Raw genomic sequence first — 22,511 nt, forward strand, 5'->3', positions numbered from 1 at the left:
AGATAAGGTTGATAAGGCTACTGTGAAATTACCTCAAACTATTTCTCAAATTAAGCCTAGCCTTCACCAAGGCAAGCGTCGTAAGGGGTCTAAAAAGAAACCAACACGTAAACACTAATTAGAAGCAAGTTGGACAATCCAACTTGTTTTTCTTTATAAAAAATTAAGGTCTGTCCCCTTCTCTTTAGGTCTCCCTGTGGTATAATAGAAGGCGACTATTTCGAAAAGGGGTTTGCTATGATAGAGACAGCCAAGCAGCAAGAACGTGCTATTTTAGTAGGTGTTGAATTGCAAGAGACAGAGAATTTTGACATGTCCATGGAGGAACTTGCTAGTCTTGCCAAAACAGCAGGAGCAGAGGTTGTAGCTAGCTATACTCAAAAACGTGAACGCTATGATAGTAAGTCCTTCGTAGGTTCAGGAAAATTAGAGGAAATCAAGGCTATGGTGGACGCGGATGAGATTACTACGGTCATTGTCAATAACCGTTTAACCCCACGTCAAAATACCAATCTTGAAGCAGCATTTGGCGTAAAAGTCATTGATCGCATGCAATTGATTTTGGATATCTTTGCCATGAGAGCTAGAAGTCATGAAGGAAAACTTCAAGTTCATCTAGCTCAGCTCAAATACATGTTGCCCCGTTTATCTGGTCAGGGAATTATGCTCAATCGTCAAGCAGGGGGCATTGGTAGCCGTGGTCCTGGTGAAAGTCAGCTGGAACTCAATCGTCGTTCTATCCGTAACCAGATTGCGGATATTGAACGCCAATTAAAGATTGTTGAGAAGAACCGAGAGACCATTCGTGAAAAGCGTGTCGACTCAACTACCTTTAAAATCGGCTTGATAGGTTATACCAATGCTGGGAAATCAACTATTATGAACCTTATGACGGATGATAAGCAGTATGAGGCCAATGAACTTTTTGCGACTCTGGATGCAACGACTAAGAAAATATACTTAAAAGATCAGTTTCAAGTGACCTTGACAGATACGGTTGGTTTTATTCAGGATTTGCCAACAGAATTGGTGGCTGCCTTTAAGTCGACGCTTGAAGAAAGTCGTAATGTGGACCTCCTTTTGCATGTCATCGATGCTAGTGATCCGAATCACGAAGAACATGAAAACGTGGTTTTAGATATCCTTAAAGAACTGGACATGACTGATATTCCTCGCCTAGCTATCTACAATAAGATGGACGTGGCGAATAACTTAGTAGCAACAGTCTTTCCTAATGTTCGTCTCTCAGCGCGTGACAAGGGAAGTCGTGAGGCTTTGCGAAGACTCTTGATTGATGAAATTCAACAGAATTTTGAACACTTTAGTATTAAGGTTAATCAGGACCAAGCTTATAAACTTTATCAGTTGAGTCAATTAGCCTTGTTAGATAGCTATAGTTTTGAGACAGAAGTGGAAGAAATTACAGGCTATATTTCACCGAAAAATAAATGGAAATTGGAAGAGTTTTATGACTGATTATATGGATTTAGCTTTAAAATATGGTGGTTTTACAAGTTTAGATAAGGTATATCTTCAAAATACCTTGTCAGACCTTTCAGACAATCAAAAACTGGCCTTTATTACGCCACCACCAAGTGTTATTAATGCTTATTTTGCAGAGATTTACCAGAAACAGTCTCCAGAAGCAGCAACGGATTACTATTTGGAGCTTTCGAAAGAACTTAACCTCTTTAATCCAGTACCATCTTTTGATGAACACAAGCCCTTTATTCGTCTCAATCTGTCAGGAAAATCTTATGGTTTTTGCTATGAAAATGCTGATGAAGTGGCCCTAGTCTTTGCTGAGCATTTAGAGGTTCCAACGACTGATATTTTGTTTGAGCTTGCTCAAGTTTTCCCACAATATAAGGTTTATCTTGAAGGGACTCAAGTTAAAATGGCCAAGGTTGACTTTGATGAAGAAGTATTGGAAGAGTTGACACCAGAGACTCAGTTACTTAGTCGTGTCACTAAACTGAAGGGAAATGTCATTAAGTTAGCTAGCTTCAATCAAGATGAATTAGTGGAACTTTTGTCTCAATATAAAGATAAAGGGCAAACTGTTTATTATGGATTTGCTCAGCGTGAATGCCTGGCTTATATTGTCCAAAAATAAGAAAAACGATAGATAGAAAGTATAGAAAGTCATGGAATTACAATTTTTAGGGACGGGCGCCGGACAGCCATCCAAGGCTCGTAATGTATCGAGTCTGGTTTTGAAGCTCCTCGATGAAATCAACGAAGTCTGGATGTTTGACTGTGGGGAAGGAACCCAACGTCAGATTTTAGAAACAACAATCAAACCCCGTAAAGTTAAAAAAATCTTTATTACACATATGCACGGGGACCATATCTTCGGTTTACCAGGTTTCCTGGCGAGTCGTTCCTTCCAATCTAGCGAAGAACAAACTGACCTTGAAGTTTATGGACCAGTTGGTATTAAGCAATACGTCATGACCAGCATTCGTACCTCAGGGACACGCTTATCTTATCATGTGCATTTTAAGGAAATTGATGAAAATAGTCTAGGTTTGGTTATGGAAGATGACAAGTTCGCTGTTTATGCAGATAAGTTGGATCACACCATTTTTTGTGTTGGTTACCGTGTGGTTCAAAAGGATCTCGAAGGCACCTTGGATGCTGAGGCCCTTAAGGCAGCAGGCGTACCATTTGGTCCGCTTTTTGGACAAATTAAGAATGGACAAGATGTGGTTCTTGAAGATGGAACGAAAATCATTGCCAAAGACTTTATTTCCGCACCTAAGAAAGGTAAGGTTATCACTATCTTAGGTGATACCCGTAAGACAAATGCCAGTGTTCGACTTGGATTGGGGGCAGATGTCCTGGTCCACGAGTCTACTTATGGTAAGGGTGATGAAAAAATTGCCAAGAGCCATGGTCATTCAACGAATATGCAAGCAGCCCAAGTAGCTAGGGATGCGTCAGCTAAACGCCTTCTTCTAAATCACGTATCAGCACGTTTTTTGGGGCGTGATATCGGTAAGATGGCAGCAGATGCTAAAACGATTTTTGAAAACACTCACATCGTTCGTGACTTGGAAGAGGTAGAAATCTAATGGCTAAACAACGAATTATCGCTATTACTGGTGCCTCAGGAGGTCTTGCTCAAGAAATTGTCAAGCAGCTCTCCCTCAGTGACGGCATTATCCTCTTGGGACGAGACAAGGACAAACTTGAGAAATGCTATCGCCATGTGAAAAATAAAACCTGTCTTGCTATTGACCTCAGAGACGACAATGCCATTAAAGAAATGGTCGATTATCTCTATCAACGCTTTGGCCGTATTGATGTTTTTATCAATAATGCTGGCTTCGGTGAATTTAAGTCTTATGATAATTACACTAGTCAAGAAGTTCGTGATATGTTTGACATCAATACCTTGGCGACAATGACTTTTTCACGCTTAATTGCAGAGAAAATGGTAGAGCAAGGCTATGGCCATATCATCAATATCGCCAGCATGGCAGGAAAAATTGCGACAGCCAACTCAAGTGTCTATGCGGCAACAAAGTTTGCGGTAATTGGCTTTTCAGATGCCTTGCGTATAGAGCTGGCTGATAAGGGAGTCTATGTGACTACGGTCAATCCAGGTCCAATTGAGACATCTTTCTTCGATCAAGCTGATCCCTCTGGAGCTTATCTTGAGAGTGTTAAGAAGTTTATCCTCAGTCCTAAATATGTGGCTAAAAAGATTGTCCGTATTCTGGGCAAAAATAAACGTGAAGTTAATCTACCACGACTCTTAGCAGTTGCTTACAAAGGCTATACACTCTTTCCCACGATAGCTGATTACCTTGCACGAACAAGCTTTAATTATAAATAAAGAAAGAAGAACATGATTACATCAACGTATGATTGGAAAATAAACACAAAAGAGCCAGATGCTGGCTTTTTTAAACTTGCTAAAGAACATGGACTGGTAAAAACAGCAGCCAAGATTGCCTATGAACGTGGCATTAGGACAGAAGAGGCACTTGAAGACTTTCTAAAGGCAGATTTATCGCACCTTCATGATCCTTATCTGCTTCATGATATGGATAAGGCAGTGGCTAGAATCCGTCAGGCTATTGAAAATTATGAACAAATCTTAGTATATGGAGATTACGATGCGGATGGTATGACGTCAGCCTCGATTGTCAAAGAAGCCCTTGAAATGATGGGAGCTGAAGCTCGAGTATACTTGCCAAACCGTTTTACAGATGGTTATGGACCAAACGAAAGTGTCTATAAGTATTTCATTGAGCAGGAAGGTATTTCACTCATCATTACAGTGGATAATGGGGTAGCTGGGAATGAGGCTATCGCTTATGCGCAAGAGCAAGGTGTGGATGTTATCGTCACAGACCACCATAGCATGCCGTCACAGCTTCCAGAAGCTTATGCCATTGTTCATCCAGAACATCCAGGTGCTGATTATCCCTTTAAGTATTTGGCAGGTTGTGGAGTAGCTTTCAAAATAGCAACGGCCCTCCTCGAGACCATACCAACAGAGATGTTGGATTTGGTAGCTATAGGGACTATTGCTGATATGGTTAGCCTGACCGATGAAAATCGTATTATGGTTAAGGTTGGACTTGAAATTCTCAAGACTACTGAGCGTATTGGGCTTCAAGAATTGCTCCGTATTTCCGAAGTAGACCTAACAACAATTTCTGAAGAAACAGTGGCTTTCAAAATAGCCCCTCAACTCAATGCCTTAGGACGTTTAGACGATCCAAACCCAGCTATTGAACTATTAACCGGATTTGACGATGAGGAAGCGCAAGCCATTGCTCTGGAAATCAATGCCAAAAATGAAGAACGTAAGGAAGTTGTTCAAAACATCTTTGATGAAGCCATGAGCATGGTAGACTTGGATAAACCAGTTCAGGTTTTGGCTAAGGAAGGCTGGCATCCTGGTGTACTCGGCATTGTTGCTGGCCGCATCATGGAGCAAATCAGTCAGACAGTAGTGGTTTTAAATATTGAAGATGGCTTGGCTAAGGGATCAGCTCGTAGTTTGGAATCTATCAATATCTTCCATGCACTTGATGACCACAGAGACATCTTTACTGCATTTGGAGGGCACGCTGGAGCAGCTGGTATGACCCTTCCAGAGGAAAATCTTACTCAACTCTCAGATATTTTATGTAGTTATGTCTACGATAATGACATTGATACGAGTGCCAAAAATACGCTTAATTTAGACGAGGAACTACAACTCGGTGAGCTTAGCTTGGATACCATAAGGAGCCTCGAAAAACTAGCACCTTTTGGTATGGATAATAAAAAGCCAGTCTTTTGGCTACATGATATTACCGTTACTCAAGCTAGAACTATGGGGCAAAATGGAGCTCATCTTAAGTTTAAGGTTAAGCAAGGCAAGGCTAGTTTTGATGTTGTCGCCTTTAACAAAGGGCATCTACTTCAAGAATTTCAGCAAGCTCAGGGGTTGGAATTAGCAGTGACGCTGTCCGTTAATGTATGGAATGGCCAGACAACACTACAGCTCATGTTGGCAGATGTGCGCGTGGACAATGTTCAGTTATTTGATTTTCGCTCAAAAAATATGGTACTACCTGAGGGCCTACCAACTGTAGAAGAGGCCTCAGACGAAGCAACTGCAGTTGTCCTCGACACCCTACCGAATTCAGAGACGGAATTAAAAGAGTGGTTTGACGGTAAGGAATTCCAGGCCATTTATTTTAAGAATCGCATTAAGGAAGCCTATTATCTGACAGGCTATGGAACTAGAGAGCAATTTGCAAGGCTCTATAAAACCATTTATCAATTCCCAGAATTTGATGTGCGCTATAAATTAGATGACCTCAGTCATTATCTTAAGATTGATAAAATTCTTCTCATCAAGATGATTCAAATTTTTGATGAATTGGGCTTTGTCACTATTGATAATGGTGTCATGACAGTTAATAAAGAGGCTGGAAAACGTGATATTGAGGAAAGCAAGATTTTCCAGGACCTTAAACGTCTTGTCAAGTTCCAAGAACTCATGGCTTTGGGAACACCACAGGAAATTTATGATTGGCTCTACAAGCAGGAGCAGTAGTGCCTAACTAAGATAATTGGTTTAGAATCTAGAGGTTAGTATTTTCTAAATCCATGGATTCATGCTATAATAGTATGTAAATATTTTTTGGCAAAATGCCCATAGGAAGAACAAATGAAATTAGAAGATTATATTGCAACTATTGAAAACTACCCTAAAGAAGGGGTTACTTTCCGCGATATTAGCCCGTTGATGGCTGATGGAAACGCTTATAGCTATGCTATTCGTGAAATCGTTCAGTATGCGACTGACAAGAAGATTGACATGATTGTTGGTCCCGAAGCACGTGGTTTCATTGTTGGATGCCCAGTTGCCTTTGAACTTGGTATTGGATTTGCGCCAGTTCGTAAACCTGGTAAATTGCCACGTAAAGTGATTTCAGTCGATTATGAAAAAGAATATGGTGTCGATACTCTTTGCATGCATGCCGATGCAATCAAACCAGGCCAACGTGTACTTATCGTTGACGATCTCTTGGCTACTGGTGGTACTGTCAAAGCAACAATTGAAATGATTGAACGCCTAGGTGGTGTTGTTGCTGGATGTGCCTTCTTGATTGAGCTTGACGGACTTAATGGTCGTGAAGCAATCGAAGGTTATGACGCTAAAGTATTGATGAACTTCCCAGGATAAAACTATCTATGTTTTACAAAAGGCCTCAGGGCCTTTTTAACTCTTTTAAAAAATAAGTGTGTCATCATATAGTTTAAAGTTATAGCTAACTAGAGAAAATATATATTTGATAACAATATTTACCCGGTTTATAATATGAAGATAGAATAAACAAGGATGGAGATGTTGTTATGCCTATAAAACTTGATAATAAGTTACCAGCTCTTGATGTATTGCGTTCGGAAAATGTCTTCATCATGGATGAGAATAGAGCTAGTAGCCAGGATATTAGACCAATGGAGGTCCTGATCCTTAACCTAATGCCAACTAAAGAAGTGACAGAAACTCAGTTGCTACGTCTTTTAGCAAATACACCACTCCAAATTAACGTAGAGTTTCTGTATATGGCTAGTCATAAATCAAAAAATACCCACGCTGAACATATGGAAACCTTCTATAAGACTTTTGATGAAATCAAGGACAAGTATTACGATGGTCTTATCGTAACAGGGGCTCCTGTTGAACAAATGCCTTTTGAGGAAGTTGATTATTGGCAGGAATTAACACGAGTTTTTGACTGGTCTAAAAAGCATGTTTATTCAACTCTTCACTTGTGTTGGGGAGCTCAAGCAGGTCTCTATTACAAACATGGGGTTGATAAGGTTCCCTTGTCAGAGAAATTATCAGGTATCTATAAGCAAACTGTTGACATGCCAGAAAATTTCCTCATGAATGGCTTTGATGATAGCTTTGTGTCACCGCACTCACGCTATACAGAGGTGACTCTGGAAGATATCAAGAATAAAACAGATTTAGACGTTGTTGCATCAGGTCAAGAGGTAGGTCTGTCCATTCTGGCAAGCAAGGATCTTCGTGAAGTTTACAGTTTTGGTCATTTCGAATATGATCGTGATACTCTTGCTAGAGAATATCGAAGGGATTTGGAAGTAGGCATCAATCCAGATGTGCCAGCAAACTATTTTCCTGGGGATGATCCAAGTCAGGAACCAAAACTTCGTTGGAACCTTGCGGCATCAACATTCTTTAGTAATTGGATTAACTACGCTGTATATCAAGAAACACCCTATCGTTTAGAAGAGTTGGAAGACGATTTTTCATTCTACGGTTATTTGTAGTAGGTTTCTCAAAAGACTTATGTTAAAACATAAAATTTTTTGAATTGACCTATCTACTCTGAAAGGTAAATATGAGTTTTTTTGAACAGTATCGAACAGGAAATCTAGTCCTTCCAAATGCCTTATTTTTTCACTTTAAGGATATTTTTCCATCAGCGGATGACTTTTTAGTTTGGCAGTTTCTCTATCTACAAACGACTACTCAGATTGGAGAAGTGGCCTCTAGCCAGATAGCGCAGGCAACTGGAAAGACCCCCACTGAGGTTAATAAAAGTATTACGACATTAACTGAGGCCGGACTCCTTGATTTTACGACTGTTAAAGTTAATAATGAAATTAAGATGGTTGTTGATGCTTCACCTGCCCTAGCAGTGTTAGACAAGCTAGTGAGTAGTGAAAATTCAACGACAGGTCCTGTTGCTGGCCAACCAACAAATACACAGCTTATTAAACAATTGACAGATGAGTTGGAACAGGCTTTGGGAATCTTGAATCCTATGGTAATAGAAGATTTAAATAAGGAAATTCAGGAAGAACACACTGACCCGGAATTAATCCGTGAAGCTCTGAAAGAGGCAGTATTTAACCGAAAAACCAACTGGAATTATATCAAAGGGGTTCTTCGTAACTGGAAATTAAGTGGTATTACTACTAAAATTCAAGTTGAAGAACGTCGTTTGGAGCATCAAGGAAAGAAACAACATCATCAGGTTTCGGATGAGTTCAAAACTGGTATGGACGCGGCCCGTCAATTGTGGGGTGGTCAATAATGTTGGGTAGAAAACGTGTTAATGAAGCTCTGGCCTTAATGGGAAAGATGTTTCCAGATGCACATGGTGAGCTGGAGTGGGAGACTCCCTTTCAACTACTAGTTGCTGTTATTTTATCTGCTCAAACAACTGACAAAGCTGTTAATAAGGTAACACCGGGTTTGTGGGCCCGTTATCCAGAAATTGAAGATTTAGCATCTGCTAATCTTGATGATGTTGAAATGTGCTTAAGAACCATTGGGCTATATAAGAATAAGGCAAAGAATATCATCAAAACTGCTAGAGCTATTTTAATGAATTTCGACGGACAAGTTCCCAAAACTCACAAGGAATTAGAGAGTCTACCTGGTGTTGGACGAAAAACAGCTAACGTCGTATTGGCTGAAGTCTATGGTATTCCGTCTATTGCTGTAGATACACATGTCTCTCGCGTTTCTAAACGGCTGAATATAGCTCCAGAAAATGCTAGTGTAGAGGAAATCGAAGCAGAATTGATGAAGAAAATACCAAAGAAAGATTGGATTATCAGTCATCACCGCATGATTTTCTTTGGACGCTATCATTGTTTAGCAAAGAATCCTAAATGCCAGACTTGTCCTCTTCAAAGTTACTGTAAGTATTATCGAGAAACAACTAAGAAATAAGCTGAGGATGTGATTTTCGTCAGCTTTTTACAGTTGTAAGATTTTGTTACAAACTAGTAACTTGACAAAAATCCCAGGCTTTAAGAAAATAGAAGAAACGATTTAGAAGCTAGAGCGAAATAGTGAATGGCTGAATTCAGTGATGAAGAGTATTTGAGAGTCTTAGCTGACAATGGTGATAGAGAAGCAGTCAAAGAATATGAGCAAGCTTTGGATAATCGTATTTTTTAGTTGCAAATTTCATTGGCTCAAACTAGTGATTCGCGGTGGCGTAAGGAAGTGCAAAAACTCTTGGAACAAGAGGAAAAGAAAAAAGGGACTACTTTCAAGAAAAAGAGGATAAAGCTGTGAGCGAATTTAGACGTCGTAAAACTGAAAGAACTAGGGGAAGGAAGGTTTCGAGTTTTAATAAACTCAAAGACCCTAAAAAAATTCGATGGGTAATTGGAGGAATTGCTTTAATTGCAGTGCTCATCCCTTTACTTACTTTAGTGTGGTATAGTAATAACCAAAACGAAAATGTCACTAACCCATGGAAAAATGGCCAATTGGCTAAAAGTAAGGAAGGATCATCATCAGATAGTAAATCATCTCAAGTTGATACGTCATCTTTGTCTGATCAGCAGTTAGGAGATTGGTTTTTTTCTACCTATGCTGAAGAACAAGGCTCAACTGGTGATAATTATAAAAATTTAGGTTGGAGTGTCTATTCTTGGAAAGATGATGACGATGGTTTGGTTTATGCACAACTTTATGATGCGTATGGTAATGATGCCCTCCTTTTCCGAGTAAACACTAAGGAACAACTCGAAGCCTATGGAGGTATTGACGGTTCAAGTGGTTCATGGGACGTTGTTTCAAAAACCTATAAAAGAAGCTAATTTAATCATGTTAAAGCACTAGCCAATAGTGGTTGAGACTGTCTTTTGACAGTCTTTTTTGGTATAATCTAAGATAATCGTATAAACAATTAAAAAGCTGATTGATAGTATTGGAGAATCATGGTTCTACAGAGCTTTTTTAGTGTCTTTAGATTTTTCCAGAGTCAAGTTAATAAAGGAGAGTTGTCGTGTCAGACTATTTATCGGTCACATCCTTAACCAAATATTTGAAAATGAAATTTGACCGTGACCCTTATTTAGAGAGGGTATATTTGACAGGCCAGGTTTCCAATTATCGCCGACGCCCGAGTCATCAGTACTTTTCTCTTAAGGATGAAGGGGCAGTCATTCAGGCAACGATTTGGGCTGGGGTCTTCAAAAAAATTGGTTTTGATCTTGAAGAGGGAATGAAGATTAATGTTGTTGGTCGGGTGCAGATTTATGAGCCTAGTGGTTCATATTCCCTTATTATTGAGAAGGCTGAGCCGGATGGTATTGGTGCACTCGCCCTCCAGTTTGAGCAGCTTCGTAAAAAACTTACTGCTGAAGGCTACTTTGATGATCGTCATAAGCAACCTCTTCCTAATTTTGTCAAGAAAATTGGGGTTGTCACTAGTCCTAGTGGTGCGGTTATTCGGGACATTATTACAACGGTTAGTCGCCGTTTTCCAGGTGTAGAGATTCTGATTTTCCCTACCAAGGTTCAAGGTGACGGAGCGGCACAAGAGATTGTTGAGAATATTCAAAAAGCCAATCAGAGGGAAGATCTGGATCTTCTTATCGTCGGCCGTGGTGGAGGTTCAATTGAGGACCTATGGGCCTTTAATGAGGAAATTGTAGTTCAGTCCATTTTTGAGAGTCGTCTACCTGTGATTTCAAGTGTTGGTCACGAAACAGATACGACTCTGGCGGATTTTGTAGCGGATCGCAGGGCTGCTACACCTACAGCAGCAGCTGAACTTGCTACTCCGATATCAAAGGCTGATACTTTGGCTTGGATTCGCGAAAGACAAAACAGAGCCTACCAAGCTTGTTTGAGGCGCATACAGTATAATCAGGAACGTTTAGCCAAATTATCACAATCGGTTGTCTTTAGGCAACCTGAACGTCTTTATGATGGATATTTACAAAAGTTAGATCGCCTAACAACAAGGCTCGAAACCTTCATGAGTCAAGATTTTGAGCGCAAACAAAAATCAGCTGAATTTTTGAGACAGCGATTACACGGTCTAAATCTCTCGACTCGTGTTAAGAACTATCAAGATCGTCGAGAGTCCTTACAGCGACTTTTAGTGACCACAACTAAGAATACTATCAATGGTAACCGGGTTAGACTAGAGAAGGCTCAAGATGCCCTATTGTCTCTAGATACTAGCCGTATTGTTGCCAGGGGCTATGCTATTGTCAATAAAAATGATAAGCCCCTAACAACTATCAAAGATATTACTGAAGGCGAGCAATTAACAATCCAAATGAGAGATGGACAACTAGAAGTAGAGGTGAAAAATGTCAACGAAAAAAACATTTGAAGAAAATTTACAGGACTTAGAAGCTATCGTCACAAAACTTGAAACAGGTGATGTTGCTCTTGAGGATGCGATTGCTGAATTCCAAAAAGGTATGGTATTGTCTAAAGATTTGCAGAAGACCTTGGAAGATGCTGAAAAAACACTTGTTAAGGTTATGCAAGCAGATGGTACAGAAATGGAAATGGATGCCTAATGACCAAGCTAAAAAAAATTGATGCTGCTATACGGGATTTTTATCAAAAGAAAACCCCACCAGTATCAAGCGATTTAATCACTGCTATTCTTTATTCAGTTGATAGTGGCGGTAAGCGTATCCGTCCACTGATTTTCTTGGATTTACTTGAAGGATTTGGTTTAGAGTTAACTCCCAGTCATTTTGATGTTGCAGCAAGTCTTGAAATGATTCATACCGGGAGTCTGATTCACGACGATTTACCGGCAATGGACGATGATGATTACCGTCGAGGACGTCTAACAAACCATAAAAAATTTGATGAAGCAACGGCAATTTTAGCTGGTGATTCTCTCTTTTTAGATCCCTTTGCACTTGTAGCTCAAACAGAGCTTTCTGCAGAGATTCGTGTTCAATTGATTCACGCTCTATCTCATGCGTCAGGGACCTTCGGTATGGTTGGTGGTCAGATGTTGGATATGAAAGGTGAAGGTCTGGAACTTGATTTATCGCAACTGGCTAAGATTCACGAGAATAAGACTGGTAAGCTTCTAACCTTTCCTTTTGTAGCGGCTGGTATTGTGGCCCAACAAGAAGATCGAGTCATGGAAAATCTTCAAGAAGCTGGTCGCTTGATTGGTCTTGCCTTTCAAGTTCGTGATGACATTTTAGATGTGACTGCTGACTTTGAATCCTTAGGAAAAACGCCTGGAAAAGATGTGGTCGCTGGGAAATCAACCTACCCTGCTCTTCTTGGTTTGGAAAAATCATATGCCATTCTCGAGGAATCACTAAATAAGGCTGAGGCCATTTTCAAAGACTTGGCTGAGTACCAAGGTTTCAAGCAAGACAATATTATGAAAATCATAGAAAGGTTAAGATTCCATGCCTAAGGAAAGAGTAGATGTCTTGGCTTATAAACAAGGCCTATTTGAAACGCGAGAACAAGCTAAACGCGGTGTTATGGCTGGTTTAGTTGTTAATGTTATCAATGGTGAGCGTTACGATAAACCTGGTGAAAAAATTGATGATGGAACAGAGTTGAAGCTCAAAGGTGAAAAGCTTAGGTATGTGAGTCGTGGAGGACTCAAACTTGAAAAAGCTTTAGCTGTTTTCAATCTATCAGTTGAAGATATGATAACCATTGATATCGGTGCCTCAACAGGTGGATTTACCGATGTCATGCTTCAAAATGGTGCTAAACTGGTTTATGCAGTAGATGTTGGTACCAATCAGTTAGTTTGGAAATTGCGTCAAGATGATCGAGTGCGTTCTATGGAGCAATATAATTTTCGATATGCTGAACCAGTCGATTTCACAGAGGGATTACCATCATTTGCATCTATTGATGTTAGTTTCATCTCTCTTAATTTGATTCTACCAGCTTTGGCTAAGATATTGGTTGATGGAGGGCAAGTTGTTGCTCTTGTGAAACCTCAATTTGAGGCAGGCCGTGAACAAATTGGAAAAAATGGGATTGTACGTGAGAGCAGTATCCATGAAAAAGTATTAGAAACCGTAACAGCTTTTGCAGTTGACTATGGCTTTTCAGTTAAAGGACTGGATTTTTCTCCTATTCAAGGTGGTCATGGTAACATTGAATTTCTCGCACACTTGGAGAAGACAGATTCTCCTCAAAATGATGTTCCAACTTCAATCAAAGAAGTTGTAGCACAAGCACATAAGGAGTTTAAGAAGAATGAAGAAGAAAGATCGTTTGGAGTTAATCCGAAAGATTGTCCAAGAAAATAAAATTACGACCCAGAAAGAATTGGTAAGATTACTCCAGGCTGAGGGGTTGAAGGCTACTCAGGCTACGGTATCACGTGATATCAATGAAATTGGTATTACCAAAGTGCCAACCGAAGATGGTTCGTACATCTATGGGCTCTCAACTGCTCCTAGACGAGTAGGTAGATCTTCTGTTGCTTGTCGCCGCTTGTTGCGTATTGATAGACAACATGCCTTTATGAATATCTTAGTTCAGCCAGGGACTAGTCGTCTCATCAAAAAGATTCTTTTGGATGAATACAAGCATTTGATTTTTAGCTTGATTGCTGATGATGACACGCTCTTTTTGGTTGCTCAGTCAGAATTAGCAGCTATCGAATTACATGGACAAATCGTCAAGTGGGTTGAAGAATAGGAGGAAGCATGCTTCTCGAAATTACGATAAAGAATTTCGCAATTATTGAAGAAATTTCTCTTAACTTTGAAAATGGGATGACTGTTCTTACCGGAGAGACTGGGGCAGGAAAATCCATTATCATTGATGCCATGAATCTTATGTTGGGGGCACGGGCATCTAGCGAAGTTGTCCGTCATTCAGCCCCCAAGGCGGAGATTCAGGGCTTCTTTTCAATTGAACAAAATCCTGCTTTAGTTAGTCTCTTGGAAGACAATGGGATTCCTGTTGAAGATGAGTTAATTATCCGCCGTGAAATTTTCCAAAATGGTCGAAGTGTTAGCCGTATCAACGGTCAAATGGTCAATTTAACGATTCTTAAAGCTGTCGGAAACTTTTTGGTAGATATCCATGGACAGCATGATCAAGAAGAACTTATGAGACCTGCTCTTCACATAAGCATGCTTGATGCCTTTGGTGACAAGGATTTTTTTCAGGCAAAAAAAGAATATCAGGAATACTTTGATCGTTACCGTGAGCTAAGAAAAGCTGTTCTTGAAAAACAGAAAAACGAGAAAGAGCATAAGGCTAGAATTGAAATGCTAGCTTTTCAGATTGCAGAAATTGAAGCAGCCTCTCTAAAAACAGGTGAGGATCTAGCTTTGATGAAGGAGCGAGATAAACTCCTCAATCATAAGCAGATTGCTGATACCTTAACGAATGCTTATGTTATGCTGGATAATGAAGATTTTTCAAGCTTATCAAATGTCCGTTCTGCCATGAATGATCTCCAATCTCTTGAAGAGTATGATTCTGATTATAAAGAACTCTCTAATAATTTGTCAGAAGCCTACTATGTCCTTGAGGATGTCACTAAACAGTTAGGAGATCTTGTAGATAATTTAGATTTTGATGCTGGGCGTTTGCAAGAGATTGAATACCGTTTAGATACGATTAATGCCATTACCCGTAAATATGGTGGAACTGTTGATGATGTCTTAGATTATCTCGAAAATTCAAGTAAAGAATATAACCTATTGACTGGAAATTCTAGCTCTTCTGATGCTATGGAACAAGAGCTTAAGCAACTTGAAAAAGACTTACTCGCGTCTGCAGAAACCTTGCAAAGGGAACGACATCAGATTGCAAACGCTCTTGAGTCAGAGATAAAGACTGAGTTATGTGATCTGTATATGGATAAGGCTGATTTTAAAGTTGTCTTTACTAAGGGGAAATTTAACCGTGATGGTAATGAGCAAGTTGAGTTTTATATTTCAACCAATCCAGGTGAAGGATTTAAACCGCTTGTTAAGGTTGCATCTGGTGGCGAACTGTCTCGACTTATGCTAGCCATTAAGTCAGCCTTTGCTCGAAAAGAAGATAAAACTAGTATTGTCTTTGATGAGGTTGATACTGGAGTGTCGGGCCGTGTAGCCCAGGCTATCGCACAAAAGATTCATAAGATTGGAAGTCATGGTCAGGTATTGGCTATCAGTCACCTTCCTCAAGTAATCGCTATTGCAGATTATCAATTCTTTATTTCTAAAGAAAGTGATAACGAGACAACTGTATCTCGTGTTCGTCTCCTAACACCTGAAGAAAGAGTTGAGGAAATCGCCAAGATGCTTGCAGGTGATAATTTGACTGATGCTGCCTTGAGTCAAGCTAGAGCTTTATTAAAAGTGGATGAACCTGTTTAAGAAAAGAGTTGGGCAAACCTCTCTAGTCATGCTATAATAGAATAAAAAAATTGTTTTAAGCGAGAGAAATATGAGTAAAATCAGAATTGTAACCGATTCGTCAATCACGATTGAACCGGAATTGGTTGAAAAGTACAATATCACTATTGTTCCATTGTCAGTTATGATGGATGGTGTCATCTATTCAGATAGTGACCTTCGTGAAGAAGGTCGTTTCCTGGAAATGATGAAGAATAGTAAAGAGTTACCAAAGACAAGTCAACCACCAGTAGGGTTGTTTGCTGAGACATTTGAAAAATTGATTAAAGATGGTGCAGAGCAAATTATAGCTATCCATCTTATGCATACTCTTTCTGGGACATGTGAGGCTTCACGTCAAGGAGCTATCCTTTCAGGAGCTGATGTAACAGTTATAGACTCAGGTTTTATAGATCAGTGCCTAAAATTCCAAGTAGTTGAGGCTGCTAAACTCGCGCAAGCAGGGGCTAGTCTTGAGGACATTGTGGCACATGTAGAAGAAGTGAAAAGTAAATCTGAACTTCATATTGGTGTCTCTACCCTTGAAAATCTTGTTAAAGGTGGTCGTATTGGTCATGTTACAGGGCTTTTATCATCATTGCTCAATATTCGTGTTATTATGGAATTGAAGGACTATCAGTTAAATACTGTTGCCAAAGGTCGTGGTGCAAAAACGTTCACGAGATGGTTGGATTCTTACATTGATGCTATCAAGGATCGCAAGGTTGCTGAGATAGGTGTCTCCTATGCTGGAACACCTGTGCTGGCACATGAACTTGCTTCGAAACTTAAAGTATTGGGTGCACCAATTTCAATTCTTGAGACTGGTTCCATCATTCAAACACATACTGGTGAAGACGCCTTTGCCGTAATGGTTCGCTATGAATAAATTGAAAGAATCAGAATTACTTAGAAGCTTTGCAGGCTTCTTCTTGTTTTTTCTATTATTTGTGGGGCTACTCATTTTTATTGTACCAAGCAGCCATCAGTCATCAAAGATTTCTGACAAGATAAGGTCTGTGAAAAAAGAAAAGGTAACTTATGTGGCCATTGGAGACTCACTTACTCAAGGTGTGGGTGATAGCAGCAATCAAGGGGGCTTCGTTCCTGTTTTATCACAGGCCTTAGAGTCAGATTTTAATTGGCAAGTGACTCCTCGTAATTATGGTATCGCAGGAAACACTAGCAATCAAATCCTCAAAAGGATGCAGGAGAAGAAGGATATCAAAAGGGATCTCAAAAAGGCAAAATTGATGACTTTGACTGTTGGTGGAAATGATGTGATTCATGTCATTAAGGATAATATCACCAATCTTAATGTGAATACCTTTAGCAGAGCTGCTGTGGGCTATCAAAAGAGATTGCGACAGATTATTGAGCTGGCTCGTAAGGAAAATAAAACATTACCGATTTATATTACTGGTATTTACAATCCGTTTTATCTTAATTTTCCAGAGATGACAGAAATGCAAACCATTGTTGATAATTGGAACCGGTCTACCGAAGAAGTGTCTAAGGAGTACGACAATGTCTACTTTGTTCCAGTTAACGATCTGCTCTATAAGGGAATTAATGGTAAGGGTGGAGTGACGAGCTCTGATGAAACATCACAGTCTACCAAATCATCCCAAGATAGTTTAAACGATGCTCTATTTGAGGAAGATCATTTTCATCCCAACAACACAGGTTATCAAATTATGTCAGATGCGATTTTGAAACGTATAAACCAAACAAAGAAGGAGTGGTCAGGTGAGTAAGGTATGGAAATGGTTATTTTTGGGACTTTTAGCCTTAAATCTAGCCCTAATTAGTGTCGTGACGGTTAGAATAATGACACCAGTCGAAATGAGCCCAGTATCCTTACCTAAAGGAGCTGCTAAAATTGGAAAGTATAGTATGAGTAAAGAGGAGCTTGATGCGTCGCTTAGAGGGTTTGCTCAAGATTATTCTACTGATAAGATGCGTTTCAAGGTCAAAGTGACTAATTCTAAAATTGTTTTTGAGAGTAGTTACAAGGTCTTAGGTCACGCAGTCCCCCTCTATGTTTACTTTACGCCTCTTGTAAGTGAGTCGGGTGCTGTCGTTCTTCAAGTGTCTGAGCTCTCGGCAGGAACCTTGAAGCTCCCTATTTTAGATGCTCTTAATATGATCAAACGTTCAACAAAACTTCCTGATTACATTGTAATTGACAGCAAGAAGGGTAAGGTTATCCTAAATATTCAGTCTATGAAGAATGATAAGGGAATAACAGCACGTGCTCAGAGTTTCGATTTAGTTAATGATCGTATCGAATTTGACATCTATAAGACAATAAATTAAAAACGCTTTACTTTTTACAAAAAAGCGATGAAATTAGCATTTATTACTTGACCTCATAAGGCTTTTAGGATAAGATAATACTTGTTAAAGCGCTAGAAATATCATTCGCTTATGAATAAATTGGAGGATTGTTACAATGGCTAACAAACAAGATTTGATCGCTAAAGTTGCAGAAGCAACTGAGCTTACAAAAAAAGATTCAGCAGCAGCTGTAGATGCGGTTTTTGCTTCTATCGAAGAATTCCTTGCTGCAGGTGAAAAAGTACAATTGATTGGTTTCGGTAACTTTGAAGTACGTGAACGTGCTGCTCGTCAAGGTCGTAACCCACAAACTGGTGAAACTATCTCAATCGCAGCATCTAAAGTTCCTGCATTTAAAGCTGGTAAAGCTCTTAAAGACGCAGTCAAATAATGTTAATCCCCCTAAGCTTTTAGGGGGATTGATTTATACAAAAAATATAAGGAAAATTATGAAAACTATAACAGTGGTATTGATCTTTCTTTTGGTTTTTACTGTTATTAAGTTATCAGCTATTGTTACAATTAGTAAACTGATGAAGCCAAGTGAAAAACAGATCGAAGAAGCTCGTCAAAAGCGTATTCAAGCCCAAAAAGAGGGGAAGGATACTTTTGAAGTCTGGGATGAACGAGACGATGATAGTCTCGTATAAGAAGAGAAACTCATCCTCAAATAAAGATAAAAAGAGTTTGGAAAAAAATCCAAGCTCTTTTTGGTTATCTGTCAATATAGTGCAGTTTTCCACGAAAGTCTTCAAGAGTTTCATAACCTTTTTTTGCCATGATTTCTTTAAGTTCTTTAGTGATGCGATCAAAGATAGTAACACCTTCTTTTTGAAGTGCAGTACCTACTTGCACCATACTTGCGCCACAAAGGATGTGTTCAAAAGCATCACGACCAGATTTTACACCACCAGTACCAATAATTTGGATCTCAGGTTTCAAACGTTGGTAGAAGGCATGGACGTTTGCCAAAGCAGTAGGTTTAATATAATCACCACCAATACCACCGAAGCCATTTTTTGGTTTGATGACAACAGATTCATCTTCAATGTAAAGTCCATTACCAATAGAGTTCACACAGTTAACGAAGACAAGAGGGAATTGGTTGAAAACAGCAGCTGCTTGATCAAAGTGAACAATATCAAAGTATGGTGGTAATTTCACGCCAAGAGGTTTCGTAAAGTAAGAGAAGACTTCAGTAAGGATATCGGTTGTGGTTTCAAAATCGTAAGCAATTTGAGGTTTGCCTGGAACGTTAGGACATGAGAGGTTGAGTTCAACGAGTCCCTCATAGTCACTTTTTTGAACTTTTTTAAGAATAGTGTGTGTTTCTTCTGGTGAGAGTCCCACTAGTGAGAGGAAATGGTTTTTTGTATTGGGTTGATTTTGCAATTCAATGACATAGTCAAGATAATATTCAAAACCGTTATTTGGCAAACCCATTGAGTTGATTGAACCAAGGGGTACATTGACATAACGAGGTTCTGGATTACCAGGACGGGCCTCAAGTGTCCCTGTTTTTGTGACGAATGAACCAGCAGCTGAAGCTTCAACCTCTGCCAGCTCTTCTTTGGTCATGCAGTAAACACCAGCAGCATTCATAAGACAGTTATCAAACGTAAAGTTACCAACTTTTGTAGCAGTAGAAACCATAAGATCCTCCTTAAGTATCACAAAGTAAAATGTTACTATTTTCATTTCATTCTAGCATGAAAGAAGGCTTAAAACAAGGAAATAATGGATAGGTATAAGCTTCTGACTTAAAAATCTGATTAGTTTTAATTTGCAAAGGAAAGGAACAGTAGAATTTTACAGAATTTTGATATTTTGCTAGCTTTTTCAATGTTTTTTGGGTAGAATATATAGAGTAGATGGGTTTAACCCGAAATAAAAAGGAGACATAACTAATGGTAAAATTGGTTTTCGCTCGCCACGGTGAGTCTGAATGGAACAAAGCTAATCTTTTCACAGGTTGGGCTGACGTAGATCTTTCTGAAAAAGGTACTCAACAAGCTATTGACGCTGGTAAATTGATTAAAGAAGCTGGTATTGAATTTGACAAAGCTTACACTTCAGTATTGAAACGTGCGATCAAAACAACTAACCTTGCGCTTGAAGCCTCTGACCAACTTTGGGTTCCAGTTGAAAAATCATGGCGCTTGAACGAACGTCACTACGGTGGTTTGACTGGTAAAAATAAAGCAGAAGCTGCTGAACAATTTGGTGATGAGCAAGTTCACATCTGGCGTCGTTCATACGATGTATTGCCTCCAAAAATGGACCGTGATGATGAGTACTCAGCACACAAAGACCGTCGTTACGCTTCACTTGACGATTCAGTAATTCCAGATGCTGAAAACTTGAAAGTAACTTTGGAACGTGCCCTTCCATTCTGGGAAGATAAAATTGCTCCAGCTCTTAAAGATGGTAAAAACGTATTCGTAGGTGCACATGGTAACTCAATCCGTGCCCTTGTAAAACACATCAAAAAATTGTCAGATGACGAAATCATGGATGTTGAAATTCCAAACTTCCCACCATTGGTATTTGAATTTGACGAAAAATTGAACGTTGTTTCTGAATATTACCTCGGAAAATAAGCTAAGAAAAGTAGATATTAAGAACAATTAGAAAAGTTGACTTTGGTCAGTTTTTTTGTTTTTCTGAAAAAAATATAAAAATCGGTCAGAAAAGTCAGTCAATTCAGTATTTTTTCCTTGACTTTCGAGATTGAAAGATGTATCATATAAAACAAGATACATCGAAAGGAAATAAATCAGATGACATTCGCAACTACAACTATCTTGCTATTGCGTAATGAGGGCTAGTGCAAAAGCATTAGTCCTGTTTGGTTTACCAAGCGGGAGTTCAAAACATCTCGCTTGGGTTTCCGAGTGAGATGTTTTTTTACTACTATTGTTTTTACTTTTAGAAAGAGGATTGTCTATGCGTAAAGTGGAGTTTCTTGATACAAGCCTTCGAGATGGGGAACAAACACCAGGTGTTAACTTCTCAATCAAAGAAAAAGTTGCTATTGCAAAGCAACTTGAAAAATGGGGAATTTCTTCAATCGAAGCTGGTTTCCCTGCAGCTAGTCCAGATTCATTTGAGGCTGTAAAACAAATTTCAGCTGCTATGACTACTACAGCAGTTTCTGGTTTGGCTCGTTCTGTAAAGTCTGATATTGATGCTTGTTATGAAGCTATTAAGGATGCAAAATTCCCACAATGTCATGTTTTTATTGCAACAAGTCCTATTCATCGTGAATTTAAGTTGAAGAAATCAAAAGAAGAAATTCTTGAGATTATCAAAGAACATGTGACTTATGCGCGTGAACGTTTTGAAGTTGTTGAGTTTTCACCTGAAGATGCTACTCGTACAGAGCTCGATTATCTCTTGGAAGTTGTTCAAACAGCAGTTGATGCCGGTGCGACTTATATTAATATTCCGGATACAGTGGGTTTTACAACTCCTGAAGAGTTCGGTCATATTTTCAAATATCTCATTGAAAATGTTAAATCAGATCGTGAAATTATCTTTAGTCCTCACTGTCACAATGACCTTGGTATGGCTGTAGCTAACACACTTGCAGCTATTAAAAATGGTGCTGGCCGTGTTGAAGGAACTGTGAATGGTATCGGTGAACGTGCCGGAAATGCAGCGCTTGAAGAAGTGGCAGTGGCACTTAATATCCGTGAAGACTACTATCAAGCAACAAGTGATATTGTGCTTAATGAGACAGTCAACACTGCTGAACTTGTATCTCGATATTCAGGTATCGCTATTCCTAAGAATAAAGCTGTTGTTGGTGGGAATGCCTTTTCTCATGAATCTGGTATCCACCAAGATGGTTTCCTTAAAAATCCTCTTACTTATGAAATCATTACACCCGAGTTGGTTGGGGTTAAGAAAAGCTCACTTCCACTTGGTAAATTGTCAGGTCGCCATGCCTTTATTGAAAAATTGAAAGAACTTGAGCTTGACTTTGTTGAAGAAGATATCAAACCACTCTTTGCTAAATTCAAGCGCTTGGCTGATAAAAAACATGACATTACTGATGCTGATATTCGTGCACTTGTTGCTGGGACTAATGTTGAAAATCCAGAAGGCTTCCATTTCCAAGATCTTCGCTTGACAACTAATCCTGATGAAACAATTACTGCTGCAGTTAGCTTGGTAAATGAAGACGGGGAAGCTGTAGAATTTTTGGCAAATGGCCAAGGATCAGTTGAAGCTATCTTCAATGCTATCGATAAGTTCTTCAATCAAACAGTCCGCTTGATTTCTTATAATATCGATGCCATAACTGATGGTATTGATGCCCAAGCACGTGTACTTGTATCTGTAGAAAATGTGGACACAGATACAATCTTCAACGCTTCAGGTTTGGATTTTGACGTCTTGAAAGCTTCAGCAATTGCATATATTAATGCGAATACGCTGGTTCAAAAAGAAAATGCTGGTGAGATGGCACGAAAAGTTTCTTACCGTGACCTTCCACAAACTTAAGAGGTGTT

24 protein-coding genes are annotated in these 22,511 nt (G+C 39.3%); 23 read left to right on the forward strand and 1 reads right to left on the reverse strand.

Going from position 1 to position 22,511, the window contains the following annotated elements; translation table 11 throughout:
* The first annotated feature begins 237 nt into the window (after nt 1–237).
* From hflX to NST05_RS05215, 21 genes are all read left to right on the forward strand, one after another.
* Complete coding sequence (gene hflX / locus NST05_RS05115; protein ID WP_084828878.1) at nt 238–1,476, forward strand: GTPase HflX; 1,239 nt, start codon at nt 238–240, stop codon at nt 1,474–1,476.
* Nucleotides 1,469–2,116: a cystathionine beta-lyase gene (locus NST05_RS05120; protein ID WP_011681259.1), complete on the forward strand. Its 648-nt coding sequence runs from the start codon at nt 1,469–1,471 to the stop codon at nt 2,114–2,116. Before hflX ends, NST05_RS05120 begins: the two co-directional genes overlap by 8 nt.
* A 31-nt stretch (nt 2,117–2,147) precedes the next feature.
* A complete protein-coding gene (gene rnz, locus NST05_RS05125; RefSeq protein ID WP_011226135.1) occupies nt 2,148–3,077 on the forward strand; it encodes a ribonuclease Z in 930 nt (309 codons plus the stop codon).
* Nucleotides 3,077–3,844, forward strand: a complete 768-nt coding sequence (locus NST05_RS05130; protein WP_011681258.1) for an SDR family NAD(P)-dependent oxidoreductase — start codon at nt 3,077–3,079, stop codon at nt 3,842–3,844. The genes rnz and NST05_RS05130 overlap by 1 nt, the downstream gene beginning before the upstream one ends.
* 12 nt (nt 3,845–3,856) lie before the next feature.
* The gene (recJ, locus tag NST05_RS05135; protein WP_011681257.1) at nt 3,857–6,067 is read left to right on the forward strand and encodes a single-stranded-DNA-specific exonuclease RecJ; all 2,211 of its coding nucleotides are present in this window, start codon (nt 3,857–3,859) and stop codon (nt 6,065–6,067) included.
* Nucleotides 6,068–6,181: 114 nt separating this feature from the next.
* Entirely contained in the window at nt 6,182–6,700 is a 519-nt protein-coding gene (locus NST05_RS05140) for an adenine phosphoribosyltransferase (RefSeq protein WP_002947203.1), read from the forward strand.
* Between the two features lie 170 nt (nt 6,701–6,870).
* Entirely contained in the window at nt 6,871–7,815 is a 945-nt protein-coding gene (metA, locus tag NST05_RS05145) for a homoserine O-acetyltransferase MetA (protein ID WP_011681256.1), read from the forward strand.
* Between the two features lie 71 nt (nt 7,816–7,886).
* Nucleotides 7,887–8,585 (forward strand): DnaD domain-containing protein, encoded by a 699-nt coding sequence (locus tag NST05_RS05150; protein WP_002947201.1) that lies wholly within the window; start codon nt 7,887–7,889, stop codon nt 8,583–8,585.
* Nucleotides 8,585–9,229, forward strand: a complete 645-nt coding sequence (gene nth, locus NST05_RS05155; protein ID WP_011681255.1) for an endonuclease III — start codon at nt 8,585–8,587, stop codon at nt 9,227–9,229. The genes NST05_RS05150 and nth overlap by 1 nt, the downstream gene beginning before the upstream one ends.
* 347 nt (nt 9,230–9,576) lie before the next feature.
* Nucleotides 9,577–10,110: a hypothetical protein gene (locus NST05_RS05160; protein WP_223899692.1), complete on the forward strand. Its 534-nt coding sequence runs from the start codon at nt 9,577–9,579 to the stop codon at nt 10,108–10,110.
* A gap of 188 nt (nt 10,111–10,298) precedes the next feature.
* Nucleotides 10,299–11,639 (forward strand): exodeoxyribonuclease VII large subunit, encoded by a 1,341-nt coding sequence (gene xseA, locus NST05_RS05165; RefSeq protein ID WP_084828877.1) that lies wholly within the window; start codon nt 10,299–10,301, stop codon nt 11,637–11,639.
* Nucleotides 11,617–11,832, forward strand: a complete 216-nt coding sequence (locus tag NST05_RS05170; protein WP_002951008.1) for an exodeoxyribonuclease VII small subunit — start codon at nt 11,617–11,619, stop codon at nt 11,830–11,832. The genes xseA and NST05_RS05170 overlap by 23 nt, the downstream gene beginning before the upstream one ends.
* Nucleotides 11,832–12,704 carry a polyprenyl synthetase family protein gene (locus tag NST05_RS05175; RefSeq protein ID WP_084828876.1) on the forward strand — a complete coding sequence of 291 codons (873 nt, stop codon included), beginning with the start codon at nt 11,832–11,834 and terminating at the stop codon, nt 12,702–12,704. The genes NST05_RS05170 and NST05_RS05175 overlap by 1 nt, the downstream gene beginning before the upstream one ends.
* Nucleotides 12,697–13,563, forward strand: coding sequence for a TlyA family RNA methyltransferase (locus tag NST05_RS05180; RefSeq protein WP_011226127.1), 867 nt, complete (start codon nt 12,697–12,699; stop codon nt 13,561–13,563). Before NST05_RS05175 ends, NST05_RS05180 begins: the two co-directional genes overlap by 8 nt.
* A complete protein-coding gene (locus NST05_RS05185) occupies nt 13,511–13,957 on the forward strand; it encodes an arginine repressor (protein ID WP_011681252.1) in 447 nt (148 codons plus the stop codon). Before NST05_RS05180 ends, NST05_RS05185 begins: the two co-directional genes overlap by 53 nt.
* An 8-nt stretch (nt 13,958–13,965) precedes the next feature.
* Nucleotides 13,966–15,636, forward strand: coding sequence for a DNA repair protein RecN (recN, locus tag NST05_RS05190; protein ID WP_002953185.1), 1,671 nt, complete (start codon nt 13,966–13,968; stop codon nt 15,634–15,636).
* Between the two features lie 70 nt (nt 15,637–15,706).
* Entirely contained in the window at nt 15,707–16,543 is an 837-nt protein-coding gene (locus NST05_RS05195) for a DegV family protein (RefSeq protein ID WP_011681251.1), read from the forward strand.
* Entirely contained in the window at nt 16,536–17,411 is an 876-nt protein-coding gene (locus NST05_RS05200) for an SGNH/GDSL hydrolase family protein (RefSeq protein WP_014608413.1), read from the forward strand. The genes NST05_RS05195 and NST05_RS05200 overlap by 8 nt, the downstream gene beginning before the upstream one ends.
* A complete protein-coding gene (locus NST05_RS05205) occupies nt 17,404–17,973 on the forward strand; it encodes a YpmS family protein (protein WP_011681250.1) in 570 nt (189 codons plus the stop codon). The genes NST05_RS05200 and NST05_RS05205 overlap by 8 nt, the downstream gene beginning before the upstream one ends.
* Before the next feature lie 136 nt (nt 17,974–18,109).
* Nucleotides 18,110–18,385 carry an HU family DNA-binding protein gene (locus NST05_RS05210; RefSeq protein WP_002950996.1) on the forward strand — a complete coding sequence of 92 codons (276 nt, stop codon included), beginning with the start codon at nt 18,110–18,112 and terminating at the stop codon, nt 18,383–18,385.
* A gap of 58 nt (nt 18,386–18,443) precedes the next feature.
* Nucleotides 18,444–18,644: a hypothetical protein gene (locus NST05_RS05215; RefSeq protein WP_011681249.1), complete on the forward strand. Its 201-nt coding sequence runs from the start codon at nt 18,444–18,446 to the stop codon at nt 18,642–18,644.
* Nucleotides 18,645–18,708: 64 nt separating this feature from the next.
* On the opposite strand, the gene NST05_RS05220 is transcribed toward NST05_RS05215, so the two are convergent.
* Entirely contained in the window at nt 18,709–19,647 is a 939-nt protein-coding gene (locus NST05_RS05220) for a dihydroorotate oxidase (RefSeq protein WP_002950994.1), read from the reverse strand.
* Nucleotides 19,648–19,901: 254 nt separating this feature from the next.
* Here NST05_RS05220 and NST05_RS05225 point away from each other — a divergent pair, with 254 nt between their 5' ends.
* Both NST05_RS05225 and NST05_RS05230 read left to right on the forward strand, forming a co-directional pair.
* Nucleotides 19,902–20,594 carry a phosphoglycerate mutase gene (locus NST05_RS05225; protein ID WP_011226119.1) on the forward strand — a complete coding sequence of 231 codons (693 nt, stop codon included), beginning with the start codon at nt 19,902–19,904 and terminating at the stop codon, nt 20,592–20,594.
* Between the two features lie 346 nt (nt 20,595–20,940).
* Nucleotides 20,941–22,503: a 2-isopropylmalate synthase gene (locus NST05_RS05230; protein ID WP_084828875.1), complete on the forward strand. Its 1,563-nt coding sequence runs from the start codon at nt 20,941–20,943 to the stop codon at nt 22,501–22,503.
* Nucleotides 22,504–22,511 lie beyond the last annotated feature (8 nt).

Origin of the sequence: Streptococcus sp. FSL E2-3494 (assembly GCF_038007085.1) — a bacterium.
Classification (GTDB): Bacteria; Bacillota; Bacilli; order Lactobacillales; family Streptococcaceae; genus Streptococcus; species Streptococcus thermophilus.